This is a genomic window from Roseovarius sp. PS-C2, assembly GCF_018862045.1.
Lineage (GTDB): Bacteria > Pseudomonadota > Alphaproteobacteria > Rhodobacterales > Rhodobacteraceae > Roseovarius.
The window spans coordinates 120386-134332 of record NZ_JAHKSQ010000007.1; the positions used below are offsets into that span (position 1 = coordinate 120386).

Consider the following 13947-nt stretch of genomic DNA (forward strand, 5'->3'; position numbering starts at 1 on the left):
CCGATGGCGCGGTGTTCGAGTCCCTGGGGTCAGGTGTTTTCCTCTTCCTCCTCGTCGTCGGGGACGGTGAGGGTGATTTCGCCTCGGGCCTCCAGCGTGCGGATGGCGTTGACGATGTCGGTCATCGCGGCCTCGCCGTCGCGGGGTTTGACCTTGCCCAGCTCCTGCATTTCCTCGCGCAGCGCATCGGCCATGCGTTTGGAGATATTGCCAAGCACGAATTCGGCCGTCGCGGCCAGATCGCCCCCCTGATCCGTGGCCGAGGCCAGCGCAGTGACCAGCACGGGCTGATCCACCTCGCGGGTGATCTTGGGCACGTCCGCCGGGGCGAGGCGCGCGGGGATGTGGACGAAGGTAAAGATCGCCTTGCGCACGAGATTGGAGAAATCCTGATCGGTTTCATCAAGCCCCGTCAGCACGTCGTCGCGGGTGGCGGCGGCGGAGTAGTTGAGGATCGCGCCCACCCGTTCCACCGGCCCGTCGTCGAAGGCGGTTTCGGGCACGTCATGCAGTTGCGCGGCCAGCGCAAGGCCGATCCGGTCCACGGCGTCGGGGGTGACGGCGCCGGTTTGCGACATGGCATAGGTGATGCGGCGCGCCCGGTCGCCGGGCAGGCGGCCCAGCAGGTCGGCGGCGCGGGCGACATCGAGCTTGGAGAGCATGACGGCGGCGATCTCGGTGCTTTCGCGACCCAGGATGTCAAGCAGGTCGTCAGGCGGGGCGGCGCGCACCTGTTCCCAGGGATCGCCGAACTGGCGCACGCCCGCCTCTTTCCTGAGCCGGGCGGCGGTTTGCGGGCTGATCCGGCCATCGAGCGCGCTGAGCGCACCGGCGACACCGCGCGGGAAGGTCAGGCCCATCGCCTCGAGCTCGGAGGCGAATTCTGCCACGACATCGGCCAGCGTGCCGCGATCCACATAGCGCATCGAGCCCATTTGCGTGGTCAGTTGCGCCTGTAGCGGGTCAGGCAGGTCGGTGAGCGGTAATTCCGCGCCTTCCTTGAGCAGGAAGCGCACGATGATCGCCGCCTTTTGCCGGCGGGTCAGGCGCGCGCTGGCGGGGCTGGCGGCGCGGGGCGGCGCGAGTTGCGCAAGCGGTGTCGAATGGGTCATCCCGTCCCTCGTTCAGGCATTGGGGCCAGTCTAGGGCGGGAGTGGTGAAGAAATGTCTAAAAAAAGCGGGGCGCACGACGTAGGGCACCCCGGAAATTTGCCTGAAATCGCGTCCGCGGTCAGCTTGTGGTTTGCGGCACGCAGGTTTTCGATCCGGCATCCCATGTGGTGCCATCGGCGCAGGACATCGCCTGCTGTTCATGTGCGGGACAGGCATGGGCGGCCATCGCCGAAGTCACGGTCAGGGCCGCCGCGGTCAGAATGGTCTTGAGGGTCATTTTCGATATCTCCTGTTGAACCATGAGGTGAGCATAGCACAGGATCGCCCTTGGGCAAAATCATGGATGAAAAAAGGGCGGCCCGTCGCAGGCCGCCCGATGAAAAACCGTGCATGTGGTGCAGGTCAGCTTTCGCCGAAGACCCGTTTGAAGATCGTATCGACATGCTTGGTGTGATAGCCCATGTCGAATTTTTCCTCGATCTGCTCCTTGCCGAGGGCCGCGACCACATCCTTGTCGGCCAGCAACTCCTCCTTGAAGTCGGTCCGCTCTTCCCAGACCTTGAGCGCGTTGCGCTGCACCATGGCATAGGCGTCTTCGCGGCTGACGCCCGCCTGCGTGAGGGCCAGGAGCACGCGTTGCGACATGACGAGGCCGGGGAACTTGTTCATGTTCTCCAGCATGTTCTCGGGGAAGATCAGCATCTTGTCGATCACGCCGGTGAGGCGGGCAAGGGCGAAATCGAGTGTTACGGTGGCGTCCGGGCCGATCATCCGTTCCACGGAGGAATGTGAAATGTCGCGTTCATGCCAAAGCGCCACGTTTTCCATCGCCGGGACCACGGCGGAGCGCACGAGGCGGGCGAGCCCGGTGAGGTTTTCGGTCAGCACCGGGTTTTTCTTGTGCGGCATGGCCGAGGAGCCTTTTTGCCCCATCGAGAAAAACTCGGCGCCTTCCAGAACCTCGGTGCGCTGCATGTGGCGGATCTCGATGGCGATGTTCTCGATCGAGGAGGCCACGACGCCCATCGCGGCGAAGAAGGCGGCGTGACGGTCGCGCGGGATGACCTGTGTGCTGATCGGTTCGGGCTGAAGGCCCAGTTGCTTGCAGACATGGTCTTCGACGCGGGGGTCGATATTGGCGAAGGTGCCGACCGCGCCGGAGATGGCGCCGGTGGCGATTTCCTCGCGCGCGGTTTTCATGCGGGCGAGGTTGCGGTCCATTTCGGCATAGAAGCGCGCGAAGGTGAGGCCCATGGTGGTGGGTTCGGCGTGGATGCCGTGGCTGCGGCCCACGCGCAGGGTATTCTTGTGCTCGAGCGCGCGGCGCTTGAGGGCGGCGAGCAGGCCTTCGATATCGGCGATCAGGATGTCGGCGGCGCGCACCAGTTGCACGTTGAGGCAGGTATCCAGAACGTCCGAAGAGGTCATGCCCTGATGGACGAAACGGGCCTCTTCGCTGCCGACATGTTCGGCGAGGTGGGTGAGAAAGGCGATGACGTCATGCTTGGTGACGGCCTCGATCTCGTCGATGCGGGCGACATCGAAGTCCACGTCCTTTGCTTTCCAGACGGCCTCGGCGTTTTCGCGGGGGATCACGCCCAGATCGGCCATGGCGTCGCAGGCGTGGGCTTCGATCTCGTACCAGATGCGGAACTTGGTTTCCGGCGACCAGATGGCAACCATGTCGGGGCGGGAATAGCGGGGAATCATGTGACGAACCTTTGCATCTGCTGTATCGGTTGGCGCGGGTTTAGACGGAAGGCGCCTCAGCGGCAAGCGGATGGCGCCGGGGTAAGACGCATTGAGTGAAGCGGAAAGCGACAAGGCGGCGCGCGTGCTGGCCGATTTCGAGGGGCGCTGGCGGATGGCGCGCCGGATCGGGCAGGCGAACGGCCCCGATGCGCGGCTGGAGGGCGAGGCGTGCTGGAGCCCCGTGGCCGAGGGATTGCTGTGTGAGGAGCGTGGCGTGCTGAGCGTCGAGGGCCAGCTGCCGCTGGCGGCGCATCGGCGGTATCTGTGGCGCAGCGATCTGAGCGTGTGGTTCGACGATGGGCGCTATTTCCATCAGGTGCCGGGGCAGGGAGGGCCCTGCGGGCATTGGTGCGATCCCGATCAGTATGACGGGGTTTACGATTTCAGCCGCTGGCCGGTCTGGCGTTGCACATGGCAGGTGCGGGGGCCGCGCAAGGACTACCGGATGGTGACGGAGTACCGGCGGTAGGGCGCTTGGCGGCGGTGATGCGGGGGTGCAGCCCCTGTCGCGGGTCATGCGGCCTGTCCGGGGCTCCGCCCGGAGGGAGGATATTTTCGGCAAGAAGAAGGGATGGTCTTTCGGGATGGACAGGCGGAACCGTGCGGGTAATGTCGCGCCATGACGGGTATTTTTCAGAAGAGCACCCCCTATGAGGTGAGTGCGCAGACGCGTTTGCCGGGGATCGGGCCGCTGGACCCGGCGGACTGGTTGATGGTGGACGATGCCTTTGGCGCGCAGATGGCCGAGCGCGAACGGCTGCTGCGCGAGCGGCGCGATGATGTGCTGGCTGTCACGCCGGAGGGGCGCGCGGCGGCGGACGAATTGCTGGAATTCGTGCTGGACTGGCTGGCGCGGCATTCGCCAAGCTATGAGGTGGCGGCGGATCGTGTCCGGCGGCCCGATGGTGTGACCGTGCAGGTCGACCGGGACGATCCGATGGGGACGCTAGGGCATCTGGTGCAGGAAGATCTGTGCCTGATGGAGAAGCAGGGCGATGAGCATGTTCTGACGGCTGCCGTGCTGTGTTTTCCGGCCAGTTGGCGGCTGGCCGACAAGATCGGGCGGCCCCTGACGGCGATCCATGTGCCTGTCGAGGTGTATGACGATGCGCTTGCACGGCGGGTGCAGCGGCTGTTCGACGGGGTGCAGGTGGAGCGCCCTCTATGGCGGTTCAACGCGCTGCATTATGCCGATCCTGCATTGTTCCAGCCCGAAACGAGGGACGCGCCGCGCACCGACGATGCGGGTGGGGCCTATCCTTATCTGCGCAGCGAGCGGCAATGCGTCCTGCGCCTGCCCCGGACGCGCGCCTGCGTTTTTTCGATTCACACGTTCTTGCTGGCCGGGGCCTGAGATTCAGGTGGAGACCGGCACGACGTCGCGCAGCATCGAATAGACGAACAGGAAGGCGCCGAGCGCCGGCACATGCAGCATCAGGGTGAGCGCAAGCGTGTGGATGGTCAGGCGCAAGGGCTGTGTCGGCTCGGCCCGCGCGGTGAGCCATTGTGTCAGCGGCGCGGCCTGCGCCGTGTCGGTGGAGATTTCGATTTCATCGCCATCGGGGGTGGGGGTGAAGCTCCAGGGATGCTCGGGTTTCGGCGTCGGGGGGGTATGCGCGCTGCGGTTTTGCGGCGCGGCGGTATCGCAGGGCGTTTGCGCCGACAGCCGGAGCAGGTCGAACACATCGTCGATCAGTTCGGGACCGACGGCGCGGGAGGCCGGGCCATGCAGGACGGCATGGGCGGGCAGGAATTCCTGTGTGCGATCGACGATCTGGTCGGCGACGAAGCCCAGAGACCCGCCGTCGATAAGCGCATTGCCGGCCTGATCCGAAGGACCGACCGCCGCGACAAGGTGCCAGGAGCCGTCATCGTCATCCGGGGGAAGCCAGCCAAGCGCCACGCGCAGGTAATCGCGCTCGATCAGCGCGATATCGTCGCAATCCCAGGTCAGGCTGCGGGTTCTGGCGTCGGCCAGTTGGAAGGACAGGTCGAATTCCTCGACGATATCCTGAAATTCCATGCGCGGACATGCGCGATACTCGAACCCGACAACAATACCATGGGACTGCATAGCGCCAATTCCTGTCAGGGTTTGAACTTTGTCTTGCCCCATAAGGCGGTGCAACTTTGGAGTGAATTTGATGTAAATGAGGCGGAACAGTGAAATCTGCTCCGCCTCAAGCGTTGAAACGGTTGTTTTTGTAACGGTTCCGTAAAGGTTCAGCCGCCTGCGTCGATCTGCGCGGCCATGATGGCGATCGCCTTTTGATAGACCCCGGCGGCGTTCCATTCCCTGATCGCGCGGAAATTCGGCTGCCCTTCCTGATAGCCCTGTCCGGGTTGCCAGCCTTTCTGGCGCAGGTAATTGGCGGTGGAGGCGAGGGCGTCGGCCTGGCTGTAGAAATCCACGCGCCCGTCGCCATTGGCGTCGACCCCGTATTTCAGGGCGTTGCCCGGCAGGAACTGGGTGTGCCCCAGTTCGCCATGCTTGGCGCCGCGCGTGTCGCCGGTGATGGTGCCCTGATCCACCAGTTTCAGCGCGCCGATGGCGTGAGGGACGAAGAACGCCGAGCGGCGGCAGTCATAGGCCAGCGTGGTGATGGCGGACACGACGCGGCTGTCGCCCATGAAACCGCCAAAGCCGGTTTCCATGCCGTGAATCGCGATCAGAATGCCGGCGGGCACGCCGTACCGTTGTTCGAGCGCGTTGTAGAACTGGGCGTTGCGGGCCTTGCGTGTGCGTCCCTGGGCGACGATGGTCGAGGCCCCGCGCACCTGCATGAACTTGTCCAGCGAGTATTTGAAACTTTTCTGGTTGCGGTCGGCGGCGATGGTGCGGCTGGCGTATTGGGCATTGGCAAGGGCCTGAAGGCCGCGGTTTCCGACGCCCGCGCGGGCCGCTTCCTGGGCGAAGGCCGCTTTCCAGGCGGGAAAGCCCGACCCGTTATTGCCGCAGGGGGCGGCGGTGGCCATGCCCGGCAACAGGCCGAGGGCGAAAAGGAAACCGGCGGCGATCGGGCGGGACCATCTGGACATCATCGGGCGCTCCTGCAGAAAAAATCCTGTCGTGGTGCAACTCTAGCCGAGGGGGCGGTTTGCCTCAAAGGCAAATCTGGTGTCCGGCCGCCGCGGGGCGGCGACCGGAGGGGTGATATATCGGGGCGCGATCAGGACAGGAAGTTCTGGACCGCCTCCATAGCCTGTGCCGTGGTTCCGAAGGCCTGGAACGACAGGAAGGTGCCGGTCAGGGCCGCCGCCTGCGACGCAAGCCGCGGGTTTTCGCCCTTGATGAGATTCACCAGCAGCAAGGCGATGCCGACGGGCAGCGAGAACAACATGACCGCATAGGCCATGAGCCATGCGGACAGGCGTTGCGGGGCGCTGAGGGGGGCCTCGTCCGGGTCGATCCGCGCCGGGGGGGCCTTGCGGGTTTTGCCGGTTTCGAGATCGGCGTCGGCTTCGCGGAAGAAGCTGCGCAGATCGGCGAGTTCGGACGCGCAGGCGCGCGTATGGTCGGAATGGTGACCCGTGGTCACGTTCGCCGTGCCTCGGGCCAGGCGCGCGCCCGCCGATTGGGCAGGTCCCGGCAAATCCGTGGTCATCAACAGGAAGTCCGCCGAACTGAGCAGGCGGCTGTGACCGACCCAGCGGATGTAGTCTGCGGACATCTGCCAGTGCAGATCCTTCAGCACATGGGTCAGGACCATGTCATTGGTCATACCCTGCCCATCCTTGGTGGGGTCCTTGTCGTCCTGGGCGATGTCCACGGTCAGTACCCGGGGCACCTGTTTGGAGAATTCGTCGATAAAGGCGTCGTATTCGATGCCGATGCGCATCGTGTGGCAGCAACTGGCCACGATCGCGCTATCGTCGGATTGCACGCGGGTGCCCGTAATCCTGTGGCCCATCCGCGCGAGGGCGACACGCACGCGGTTGGCGGTTTCGACGATGTCGATGTCTCTCGTACCGAGAAATACTAGTCCTGCTGTAACCCATGTTCGTTCATTGGTCATGCTCATGCCTGTTTGCAGGGTTTCACCTACGGTTTTCCTACGCCGACAAGTGGAAGATGGTTTGTTTCAAATATGGATACATTGGGGCAATCCACCGGAAATGAGCGGATTGTTGCCATCTGGCGGATTGTCGCCCAAGGCGCGGCATGAAAAAGGGCGCCCCGTGAAGGGCGCCCTGATCGTTTCACTGTCCCGTTCAGGCGATCAGCAGCTGTAGTACAGCTGGAATTCAACCGGGTGCGGGGTGTGTTCGTAGGCTTCGACCTCTTCCATCTTGAGGGCGATATAGCCGTCGATCTGATCCTTGGTGAACACGTCGCCGGCCAGCAGGAAGTCGTGATCGGCGGCCAGGGCGTCGAGCGCCTCGCGCAGCGAACCGCAGACGGTCGGGATGCCTTCCAGTTCTTCGGCGGGCAGGTCGTAGAGGTTCTTGTCCATCGCCTCACCCGGATCGATCTTGTTCTTGATGCCGTCGAGACCGGCCATCAGCAGGGCAGCAAAGCACAGGTACGGGTTGGCCGAAGGATCGGGGAAGCGGGCCTCGACGCGCTTGGCCTTGGGGCTTTCCGTCCACGGGATACGCACGCAGCCCGAGCGGTTGCGGGCCGAGTAGGCGCGCAGAACGGGGGCTTCGAAGCCCGGAATCAGGCGCTTGTAGCTGTTGGTCGACGGATTGGTGAAGGCGTTGAGCGTCTTCGCGTGTTTCAGAATGCCGCCGATGAAATACAGCGCTTCCTGGCTGAGATCGGCGTATTTGTCGCCCGCAAACAGCGGCTTGCCGTCTTTCCAGATCGACATGTTCACATGCATGCCGGTGCCGTTGTCGCCATAGATCGGCTTGGGCATGAAGGTGGCCGACTTGCCATAGGCCTGCGCGACGTTGTGGATGACGTACTTGTACTTCTGAAGCTCGTCCGCCTGTTCGGTCAGCGTGCCGAAGATCAGGCCCAGTTCGTGCTGGCAGGAGGCCACTTCGTGGTGGTGCTTGTCGACCTTCATGCCGAGGCGCTTCATCGTCGACAGCATTTCGCTGCGGATGTCCTGCGCGTCGTCGATCGGGTTGACCGGGAAATAGCCGCCCTTGACGCCCGGACGGTGGCCGGTGTTGCCCATTTCATACTGGGTGTCGGTGTTCCACGAGGCGTCCATCGCGTCGACCTCGTAGGAGACCTTGTTGATGGTGTTCGAGAAGCGCACGTCGTCGAACAGGAAGAATTCGGCCTCGGGGCCGAAGAAGGCGTTGTCGCCGATGCCCGAAGATTTCAGGTAGGCTTCGGCCTTTTCGGCGGTGCCGCGCGGGTCGCGGTTATAGGGTTCACCGGTGTCGGGTTCGACGACCGAGCAGTGAATGCACAGCGTTTTCTCGGCATAGAAGGGATCGACATAGGCCGACTCGCAGTCGGGCATCAGTTTCATGTCGGAGGCTTCGATGGATTTCCAGCCGGCGATCGACGAACCGTCGAACATGAAGCCTTCTTCGAGGAAATCTTCATCGACTTCGTCGGCAATCACGGTGACGTGCTGCAGTTTGCCGCGCGGATCGGTGAAGCGGATGTCGACATACTCGATGTCTTCTTCCTTGATCTGCTGAATGATAGCTTTGTGGCTCATCCCTTTTGTCCCTTTCTGTCTGGGTCGCGTTTCGGGTTTGGATCGGGGCGCCGGTGTGGCGCCGGTAACTGTTGTTTCGGGTTCAGAGCGCGTCCGAGTCGGTTTCGCCGGTGCGGATGCGGATCGCCTGTTCGACGGGGCTGACGAAGATCTTGCCGTCGCCGATCTTGTCGGTGCGGGCGGCCTCGACGATGGCCTCGATGGCCTGGTCGACCTGATCGTCGTCGATCACCACGTCGATTTTCACCTTGGGCAGGAAATCGACCACATATTCGGCGCCGCGGTACAGTTCGGTATGGCCTTTCTGGCGGCCAAAGCCCTTGACCTCGATCACGCTGAGGCCCTGAATACCTGCGTCTTGCAGGGCTTCTTTCACCTCGTCCAGCTTGAACGGTTTGATGATCGCTTCGATCTTTTTCATGGCTCGGCCTCCTCGCCCTTCGGTGTCTTGCTGGTTTGCAGACCACTTCTCAGGAGGGCTCTCAATCGGATAGGGTGGCGGCGGGCCTGAGTGCGGGCCTGTCGCGCAGTAAATGCACAAAATTTAGGCAAGCTGCCCGCGATGTGGGCGGAATTGAATCGCGAGGGCGGGAAACCATGACGGAATTGCTCACAGCCGCGCAGATGCGCGCCATCGAACGGGCTGCCATCGAGTCGGGCGAGGTGACGGGGCTGGAGCTGATGGAGCGCGCCGGGCGCGGCGTGGTCGAGGCGGTGTTCGAGGAATGGCCCGACCTGGCCAGGGCCCCGCACCGGGCGGTGGTTCTGTGCGGGCCGGGCAACAATGGCGGCGACGGGTTCGTGATGGCACGGCTGTTGAAGGACTGGGGCTGGGAGGTGGCGGTGTTCCTTTATGGGGATGCCGAAAAGCTGCCGTCGGATGCCAGGGCGAATTACGAGCGGTGGCGGGAGATGGGGGAGGTGCGCCCGTGGAATGACAACGGGATAGAGGACCTTCTGGACCGGCAGGGCCACGACCTTGTCGTCGATGCGGTGTTCGGAACAGGGCTGACGCGGCCGATGCCGGAAGACACCGAGCGCACATGGCACGGTTTCGTCCCGACGGTCACGCACAATGCATCAGAGATGCGCCCGAAATATGTGGCAGTCGATACGCCAAGTGGGCTGTGCGCGGACTCAGGTGGGAACCTCGGCGCGTTTCCGGTCGACCTGACGGTGACGTTCCACAAGGGCAAGACCGGCCATTACCTTCTGCGCGAGGGGCGTTACGGTGGCGGGCCGGGACTGAGCGGGAAGATCGTGGTGAAGGACATCGGTCTGGGGGGCTGCCCGGCGGTGCCGCCGGGCGATGTCGTCAGATTGGTTGAGCGTCCGGCTTCATTGGTGCCCAAGCATACGTATGGTCACAAATACACCCACGGTCATGCCTTGATCCTTTCTGGCGGTTCTGGCCGCACCGGCGCGGCGCGGTTGGCGGCGCGGGGGGCGCTCAGGATCGGGGCGGGGTTGGTGACGGTTGGCGTGCCGGGATCGGCGCAGATGGAGGTGGCCTGCCAGATCACTGCGCTGATGCTGCGGCGTGTGGAGGATGGCGAGGCGCTGGCCGAAGCGTTGGAGGACGAGCGGCTCAATGCGCTGTGCCTGGGGCCGGGGATGGGGATGGAGCGGGCGCGGGATCTGGTGCCGGTGGCGGTGCGCGCGCAGCGCGCACCCTACGTGGTACTGGATGCCGATGCGTTGACGGCGTTTGCAGATGCGCCTGAAATCCTGCTTGCAATGCTGCATGACAAATGCGTTCTGACGCCCCATGCAGGGGAATTTGCGCGGCTGTTCCCGGACATTGCCGACAAGCTCAACGCCATACCGACCAAGGGCCCGGCCTATTCCAAGGTGGATGCCACGCGTGAGGCCGCCAAACGAGCGGGCTGCGTGGTGTTGTTCAAGGGGCCCGACACGGTGGTTGCCGCACCCGATGGGCGGTGCAGCATCAATTCGGCCCAATACGAGCGCGCCGCTCCGTGGCTGGCGACCGCCGGGGCGGGCGATGTGCTGGCCGGGGTCATCACCGGGCTGTTGGCGCGGGGGGTCGCGCCGATGCAGGCGGCGGAAACGGCGGCGTGGCTGCATGTGGAGGCGGCGCGCGCCTTTGGCCCCGGATTGATCGCCGAGGATCTGCCCGAGTTGCTGCCGACCGTCCTGCGCGATCTGGGGCTGTAACGGCGAAACGTCCCGTGTCCGGAACCGGCAGCGGGGCGTTCAAAGGGCGGTGTCGCCGGGACTTATGCGGCTTTTGCCTGCGTGGATCGAACGATCTGCCCGGCCACTTCGATCCCGTCGACATAAAGGATATGGGGGCGGTCGAATTCCAGCTCGATCACGGTGAGGTTCGCGATGCCCTCGCGGCGGATGAATTCACCGTCGACCAGCCGTTCCGCGGGCACCAGCGCCTGACGGGCGCCGAACATCGCCTCGGCGCGCCAGTCCCTGACCAGAACACCCTGTCCGGCGGGCAGGATCATGTCGCGATCGGGGCGCGTATCGCCAAGCGATCCGGCCTGAATGACAATGGCGTCGGCCTTGATGCGGCGTTTGCGGATATTGCGGACAATGGCGGCACCGGCATCGCGGGTGATGATGCGGTCGCCGGGCCTGACATCGCTGACGGCCTTTTCGCCATCGAGCGTCAGGATGATCGAATTGGCCATCAGGCCCGCGTCTTCCATGGGGGTATGGACGGAATTTTCACCGTGTGCCCGCCCGACCGTTTTCGGTTTCATGGCGTTTCTCGCTATGTTACTGCCTCAGTTTTTTTCCAGATTATGGCAAGAATGGGTTAATGTCGTGCCTTTTTTGCGGGAGGAGGGTGCTTTTTGCGGTGATTTTTCCTCTCGCATCCGATTTGCGGCTTTGCTAAGAGGCGGTCTCACGTGCGGGTGTGGCGAAATTGGTAGACGCACCAGATTTAGGTTCTGGCGCCGCAAGGCGTGGGGGTTCAAGTCCCTCCACCCGCACCATGTTAACCCATTGAAATCAAAGAATGCCCTTGCAAATAAGGGCCTGTGGCCGGCTTGTGGGTGCAGCTTGGGTCACAAAAGGCGGTTTGCGGGAACGGCAGGATCGGTCTCGATCATCTTGACGCGCGGCGGGGGTGTCAGAGGTATCGAAAAAAATTGACAGGGCGCAGGCGAAAGCGCAGGCTTGGGCGATTATCATATATGCATTCACAGATCGGATATTGTCATGCGACTGAAGGCATTGATCGTCGGGCTGGCGTTTGTGCTGGCAGCGGGACCGGGGCAGGCGGCCACATTGTTCAGTGTGGATGGAAACCGGGATGCAACCACACCAATCGGTGAAGGAGCGCCTGACAAGGGGGCGGCTCAGACGTTTGAAGTGACACAGACGCTGACGGACGTCGCCTTTTCCTTTGATATGACCTGCTATAGCTGCGCGGGCGAATTGCGGCTGATCTCGGGGCGAATGAGCCCGACGGCGACCATTTTCCAGCAAGTTTTCGACACGACCTATACGAAGTGGGAGGGGGCGCAGTCGGCTTTGTCAGGGCTGACGCTTGTGCCCGATACCTACACGCTCATCATGACGATGACGACGGGCAATGGAAGTTGGCGGGGAACCACAACCCCCTCGGTCACCGGTAGCGTCATCACTGCGGAAAACGGGTATCTGGTGCTCAATGACGTGGACCCGAATTTCGTGCCGTGGTCCGGCACCACACCATTTGCGGATGCGATGCTGAAGTTCACGGTTACCGGCAACGTCGCCGCCGCAGCGGTGCCGCTGCCGGCCTCGCTGCCGTTGCTTTTGGCGGCCCTGGCCGGTCTGGGATTGATCCGGCGGGGCAGGGGCTGACGTTCGGCGCGCGGTCACGTTCCGGGATTGCGGTTGACGGTTCCTTGGCAGGGTCGTTCAAGGCGTCGGTTTTCGGCTGAGCCCGCCTTGGCCCGGTATCATTCTACAGTTCGTGAATGCATCGGGGCAGACTCTGCTTGCGTCCGGGCGAAGCCAACCCTAGAAGGGCCACTGATTTTGACCGCCGCGGACGCCTCCGCGGCCCGATGCTATGGATGAGGACGACTATGCAGGTCACCGAGACCCTGAACGAAGGGCTGAAACGCGCGTATACAATGATCCTGACCGCCCAGGAACTGGACGACAAGGTCACCGCGAAACTGAAAGAGGCCCAGCCTGAAATCGAAATGAAAGGCTTCCGCAAGGGTAAGGTGCCCCTGCCGTTGCTGAAAAAGCAGTTCGGCCAGCGTGTGCTGGGCGAAGCCATGCAGGAGGCCGTCGATGGCGCGATGGCCCAGCATTTCGAAGACAAGGGCGAGCGCCCGGCCGCCGAGCCTGCCGTCAAGATGGTCAATGAGGACTGGAAAGAGGGCGACGATGTCGAAGTCGAGATGTCGTACGAAGCGCTGCCCGAAATCCCCGAGGTGGACCTGAGCACGATCAAGGTCGAGCGTCTGGTCGCCAAGGCCGATGACGAGGCGGTTGACGAAGCGCTGGCCAATCTGGCCGAGAGCGCACAGGACTTCAAGGACCGCAAGAAAGGCACCAAGTCGAAAGACGGCGATCAGGTCGTGATCGACTTTGTCGGCAAGGTCGATGGCGAGGCGTTCGAGGGCGGTTCCGCCGAGGACTATCCGCTGGTTCTGGGCTCGAACAGCTTTATCCCCGGTTTCGAGGATCAGCTTGTCGGCGTGAAGGTCGGTGAGGAAAAAGACGTGACCGTCACCTTCCCCGAAGAATACCAGGCCGAGCACCTGGCCGGGAAAGAGGCCGTGTTCGAATGCAAGATCAAGGAAGTGAAAGAGCCCGTCGCCGCCGAGGTGAACGACGAGCTGGCCCAGAAATACGGAGCCGAGAGCCTTGACGACCTGAAGGGCCAGATCAAGGAGCGTCTGGAAGCCGAATACGCCGGGGCCGCACGCGCCGTGCTGAAGCGCAAGCTGCTGGACGAGATGGACAAGCTGGTGAGCTTCGATCTGCCCCCCAGCATGGTCGAGGCCGAGGCCAAGCAGATCGCGCATCAGCTGTGGCACGAGGAAAACCCCGATGTTCAGGGGCACGATCACCCCGAGGTCGAGCCGACCGAAGAGCACAACACGCTGGCCGAACGCCGCGTGCGTCTGGGGCTGCTGCTGGCCGAACTGGGCCAGAAGGCCGAGGTCGAGGTCAGCGATGCCGAGATGACCCAGGCCGTGATGGAACAGGCCCGTCAGTATCCGGGGCAGGAGCGTCAGTTCTTCGAATTCGTTCAGAACAACCCGCAGATGCGTCAGCAACTGCGTGCGCCGATCTTTGAAGAGAAGGTCATCGACCACGTCATCGAGCTGGCCGAAGTCAGCGACAAGGACGTGTCGAAGGCCGATCTGGAAAAGGCTGTCGAGGCTCTGGACGAAGAGTGAGGCCGAAACCGGGGCGCTCTGTTCTCCGGTCGTCGTGGAATGAATGCGGGCCGCCCCTGATTGGG

The 13947-nt window shown here is 63.3% G+C and carries 14 protein-coding genes and 1 tRNA gene; 6 read left to right on the top strand and 9 right to left on the bottom strand.

The genetic code is table 11. The features are described 5' to 3' along the window. Positions 1-29: 29 nt before the first annotated feature. The 3 genes from KPG71_RS14615 to purB form a co-directional block, all read right to left on the bottom strand. On the bottom strand, positions 30-1112 hold the full coding sequence (locus KPG71_RS14615; RefSeq protein WP_216338734.1) for a flagellar motor switch protein FliG: 1083 nt from the start codon (positions 1110-1112) through the stop codon (positions 30-32). A gap of 119 nt (positions 1113-1231) precedes the next feature. Then, positions 1232-1390, bottom strand: a complete 159-nt coding sequence (locus tag KPG71_RS14620; RefSeq protein ID WP_143163211.1) for an adenylosuccinate lyase — start codon at positions 1388-1390, stop codon at positions 1232-1234. 125 nt (positions 1391-1515) lie between these two features. Continuing rightward, complete coding sequence (gene purB / locus KPG71_RS14625; protein ID WP_216338735.1) at positions 1516-2823, bottom strand: adenylosuccinate lyase; 1308 nt, start codon at positions 2821-2823, stop codon at positions 1516-1518. Positions 2824-2914: 91 nt separating this feature from the next. On the opposite strand from purB, the gene KPG71_RS14630 reads away from it, so the two are divergent. After that, on the top strand, positions 2915-3334 hold the full coding sequence (locus KPG71_RS14630; protein ID WP_301182904.1) for a DUF6314 family protein: 420 nt from the start codon (positions 2915-2917) through the stop codon (positions 3332-3334). Between the two features lie 150 nt (positions 3335-3484). Beyond that, positions 3485-4219, top strand: a complete 735-nt coding sequence (locus KPG71_RS14635) for a DUF3445 domain-containing protein (RefSeq protein ID WP_216338736.1) — start codon at positions 3485-3487, stop codon at positions 4217-4219. 3 nt (positions 4220-4222) lie between these two features. Here KPG71_RS14635 and KPG71_RS14640 read toward each other — a convergent pair whose 3' ends face one another. From KPG71_RS14640 to KPG71_RS14660, 5 genes are all read right to left on the bottom strand, one after another. Further along, on the bottom strand, positions 4223-4939 hold the full coding sequence (locus KPG71_RS14640) for a hypothetical protein (protein ID WP_216338737.1): 717 nt from the start codon (positions 4937-4939) through the stop codon (positions 4223-4225). A gap of 149 nt (positions 4940-5088) precedes the next feature. Continuing rightward, entirely contained in the window at positions 5089-5841 is a 753-nt protein-coding gene (locus KPG71_RS14645; RefSeq protein WP_253196293.1) for a lytic transglycosylase domain-containing protein, read from the bottom strand. 194 nt (positions 5842-6035) lie between these two features. Next, positions 6036-6881: a hypothetical protein gene (locus tag KPG71_RS14650; RefSeq protein WP_216338739.1), complete on the bottom strand. Its 846-nt coding sequence runs from the start codon at positions 6879-6881 to the stop codon at positions 6036-6038. 204 nt (positions 6882-7085) lie between these two features. Continuing rightward, on the bottom strand, positions 7086-8492 hold the full coding sequence (glnA, locus tag KPG71_RS14655; RefSeq protein WP_216338740.1) for a type I glutamate--ammonia ligase: 1407 nt from the start codon (positions 8490-8492) through the stop codon (positions 7086-7088). Between the two features lie 82 nt (positions 8493-8574). Then, positions 8575-8913, bottom strand: a complete 339-nt coding sequence (locus KPG71_RS14660; protein WP_216338741.1) for a P-II family nitrogen regulator — start codon at positions 8911-8913, stop codon at positions 8575-8577. A 176-nt stretch (positions 8914-9089) separates the two neighbouring features. Here KPG71_RS14660 and KPG71_RS14665 point away from each other — a divergent pair, with 176 nt between their 5' ends. Beyond that, entirely contained in the window at positions 9090-10670 is a 1581-nt protein-coding gene (locus KPG71_RS14665; RefSeq protein WP_216338742.1) for an NAD(P)H-hydrate dehydratase, read from the top strand. A 62-nt stretch (positions 10671-10732) separates the two neighbouring features. Here KPG71_RS14665 and KPG71_RS14670 read toward each other — a convergent pair whose 3' ends face one another. Then, entirely contained in the window at positions 10733-11230 is a 498-nt protein-coding gene (locus KPG71_RS14670) for a Hint domain-containing protein (RefSeq protein ID WP_216338743.1), read from the bottom strand. 152 nt (positions 11231-11382) lie between these two features. Here KPG71_RS14670 and KPG71_RS14675 point away from each other — a divergent pair. The 3 genes from KPG71_RS14675 to tig all read left to right on the top strand — a co-directional run bounded on the left by KPG71_RS14675 (position 11383) and on the right by tig (position 13882). After that, a tRNA-Leu gene (locus tag KPG71_RS14675) sits at positions 11383-11467 on the top strand. Between the two features lie 241 nt (positions 11468-11708). After that, positions 11709-12323, top strand: coding sequence for a VPLPA-CTERM sorting domain-containing protein (locus KPG71_RS14680; RefSeq protein WP_216338744.1), 615 nt, complete (start codon positions 11709-11711; stop codon positions 12321-12323). A 227-nt stretch (positions 12324-12550) separates the two neighbouring features. After that, the gene (tig, locus tag KPG71_RS14685; protein WP_216338829.1) at positions 12551-13882 is read left to right on the top strand and encodes a trigger factor; all 1332 of its coding nucleotides are present in this window, start codon (positions 12551-12553) and stop codon (positions 13880-13882) included. Positions 13883-13947: the final 65 nt, after the last annotated feature.

Bases quoted from the DNA above. Each gene is read 5' to 3' on its own strand.
- KPG71_RS14615 (WP_216338734.1), bottom strand. From the start codon at position 1,112: ATGACCCATTCGACACCGCTTGCGCAACTCGCGCCGCCCCGCGCCGCC.
- KPG71_RS14620 (WP_143163211.1), bottom strand. From the start codon at position 1,390: ATGACCCTCAAGACCATTCTGACCGCGGCGGCCCTGACCGTGACTTCG.
- purB (WP_216338735.1), bottom strand. From the start codon at position 2,823: ATGATTCCCCGCTATTCCCGCCCCGACATGGTTGCCATCTGGTCGCCG.
- KPG71_RS14635 (WP_216338736.1), top strand. From the start codon at position 3,485: ATGACGGGTATTTTTCAGAAGAGCACCCCCTATGAGGTGAGTGCGCAG.
- KPG71_RS14640 (WP_216338737.1), bottom strand. From the start codon at position 4,939: ATGCAGTCCCATGGTATTGTTGTCGGGTTCGAGTATCGCGCATGTCCG.
- KPG71_RS14645 (WP_253196293.1), bottom strand. From the start codon at position 5,841: ATGGCCACCGCCGCCCCCTGCGGCAATAACGGGTCGGGCTTTCCCGCC.
- KPG71_RS14650 (WP_216338739.1), bottom strand. From the start codon at position 6,881: ATGACCAATGAACGAACATGGGTTACAGCAGGACTAGTATTTCTCGGT.
- glnA (WP_216338740.1), bottom strand. From the start codon at position 8,492: ATGAGCCACAAAGCTATCATTCAGCAGATCAAGGAAGAAGACATCGAG.
- KPG71_RS14660 (WP_216338741.1), bottom strand. From the start codon at position 8,913: ATGAAAAAGATCGAAGCGATCATCAAACCGTTCAAGCTGGACGAGGTG.
- KPG71_RS14665 (WP_216338742.1), top strand. From the start codon at position 9,090: ATGACGGAATTGCTCACAGCCGCGCAGATGCGCGCCATCGAACGGGCT.
- KPG71_RS14670 (WP_216338743.1), bottom strand. From the start codon at position 11,230: ATGAAACCGAAAACGGTCGGGCGGGCACACGGTGAAAATTCCGTCCAT.
- tig (WP_216338829.1), top strand. From the start codon at position 12,551: ATGCAGGTCACCGAGACCCTGAACGAAGGGCTGAAACGCGCGTATACA.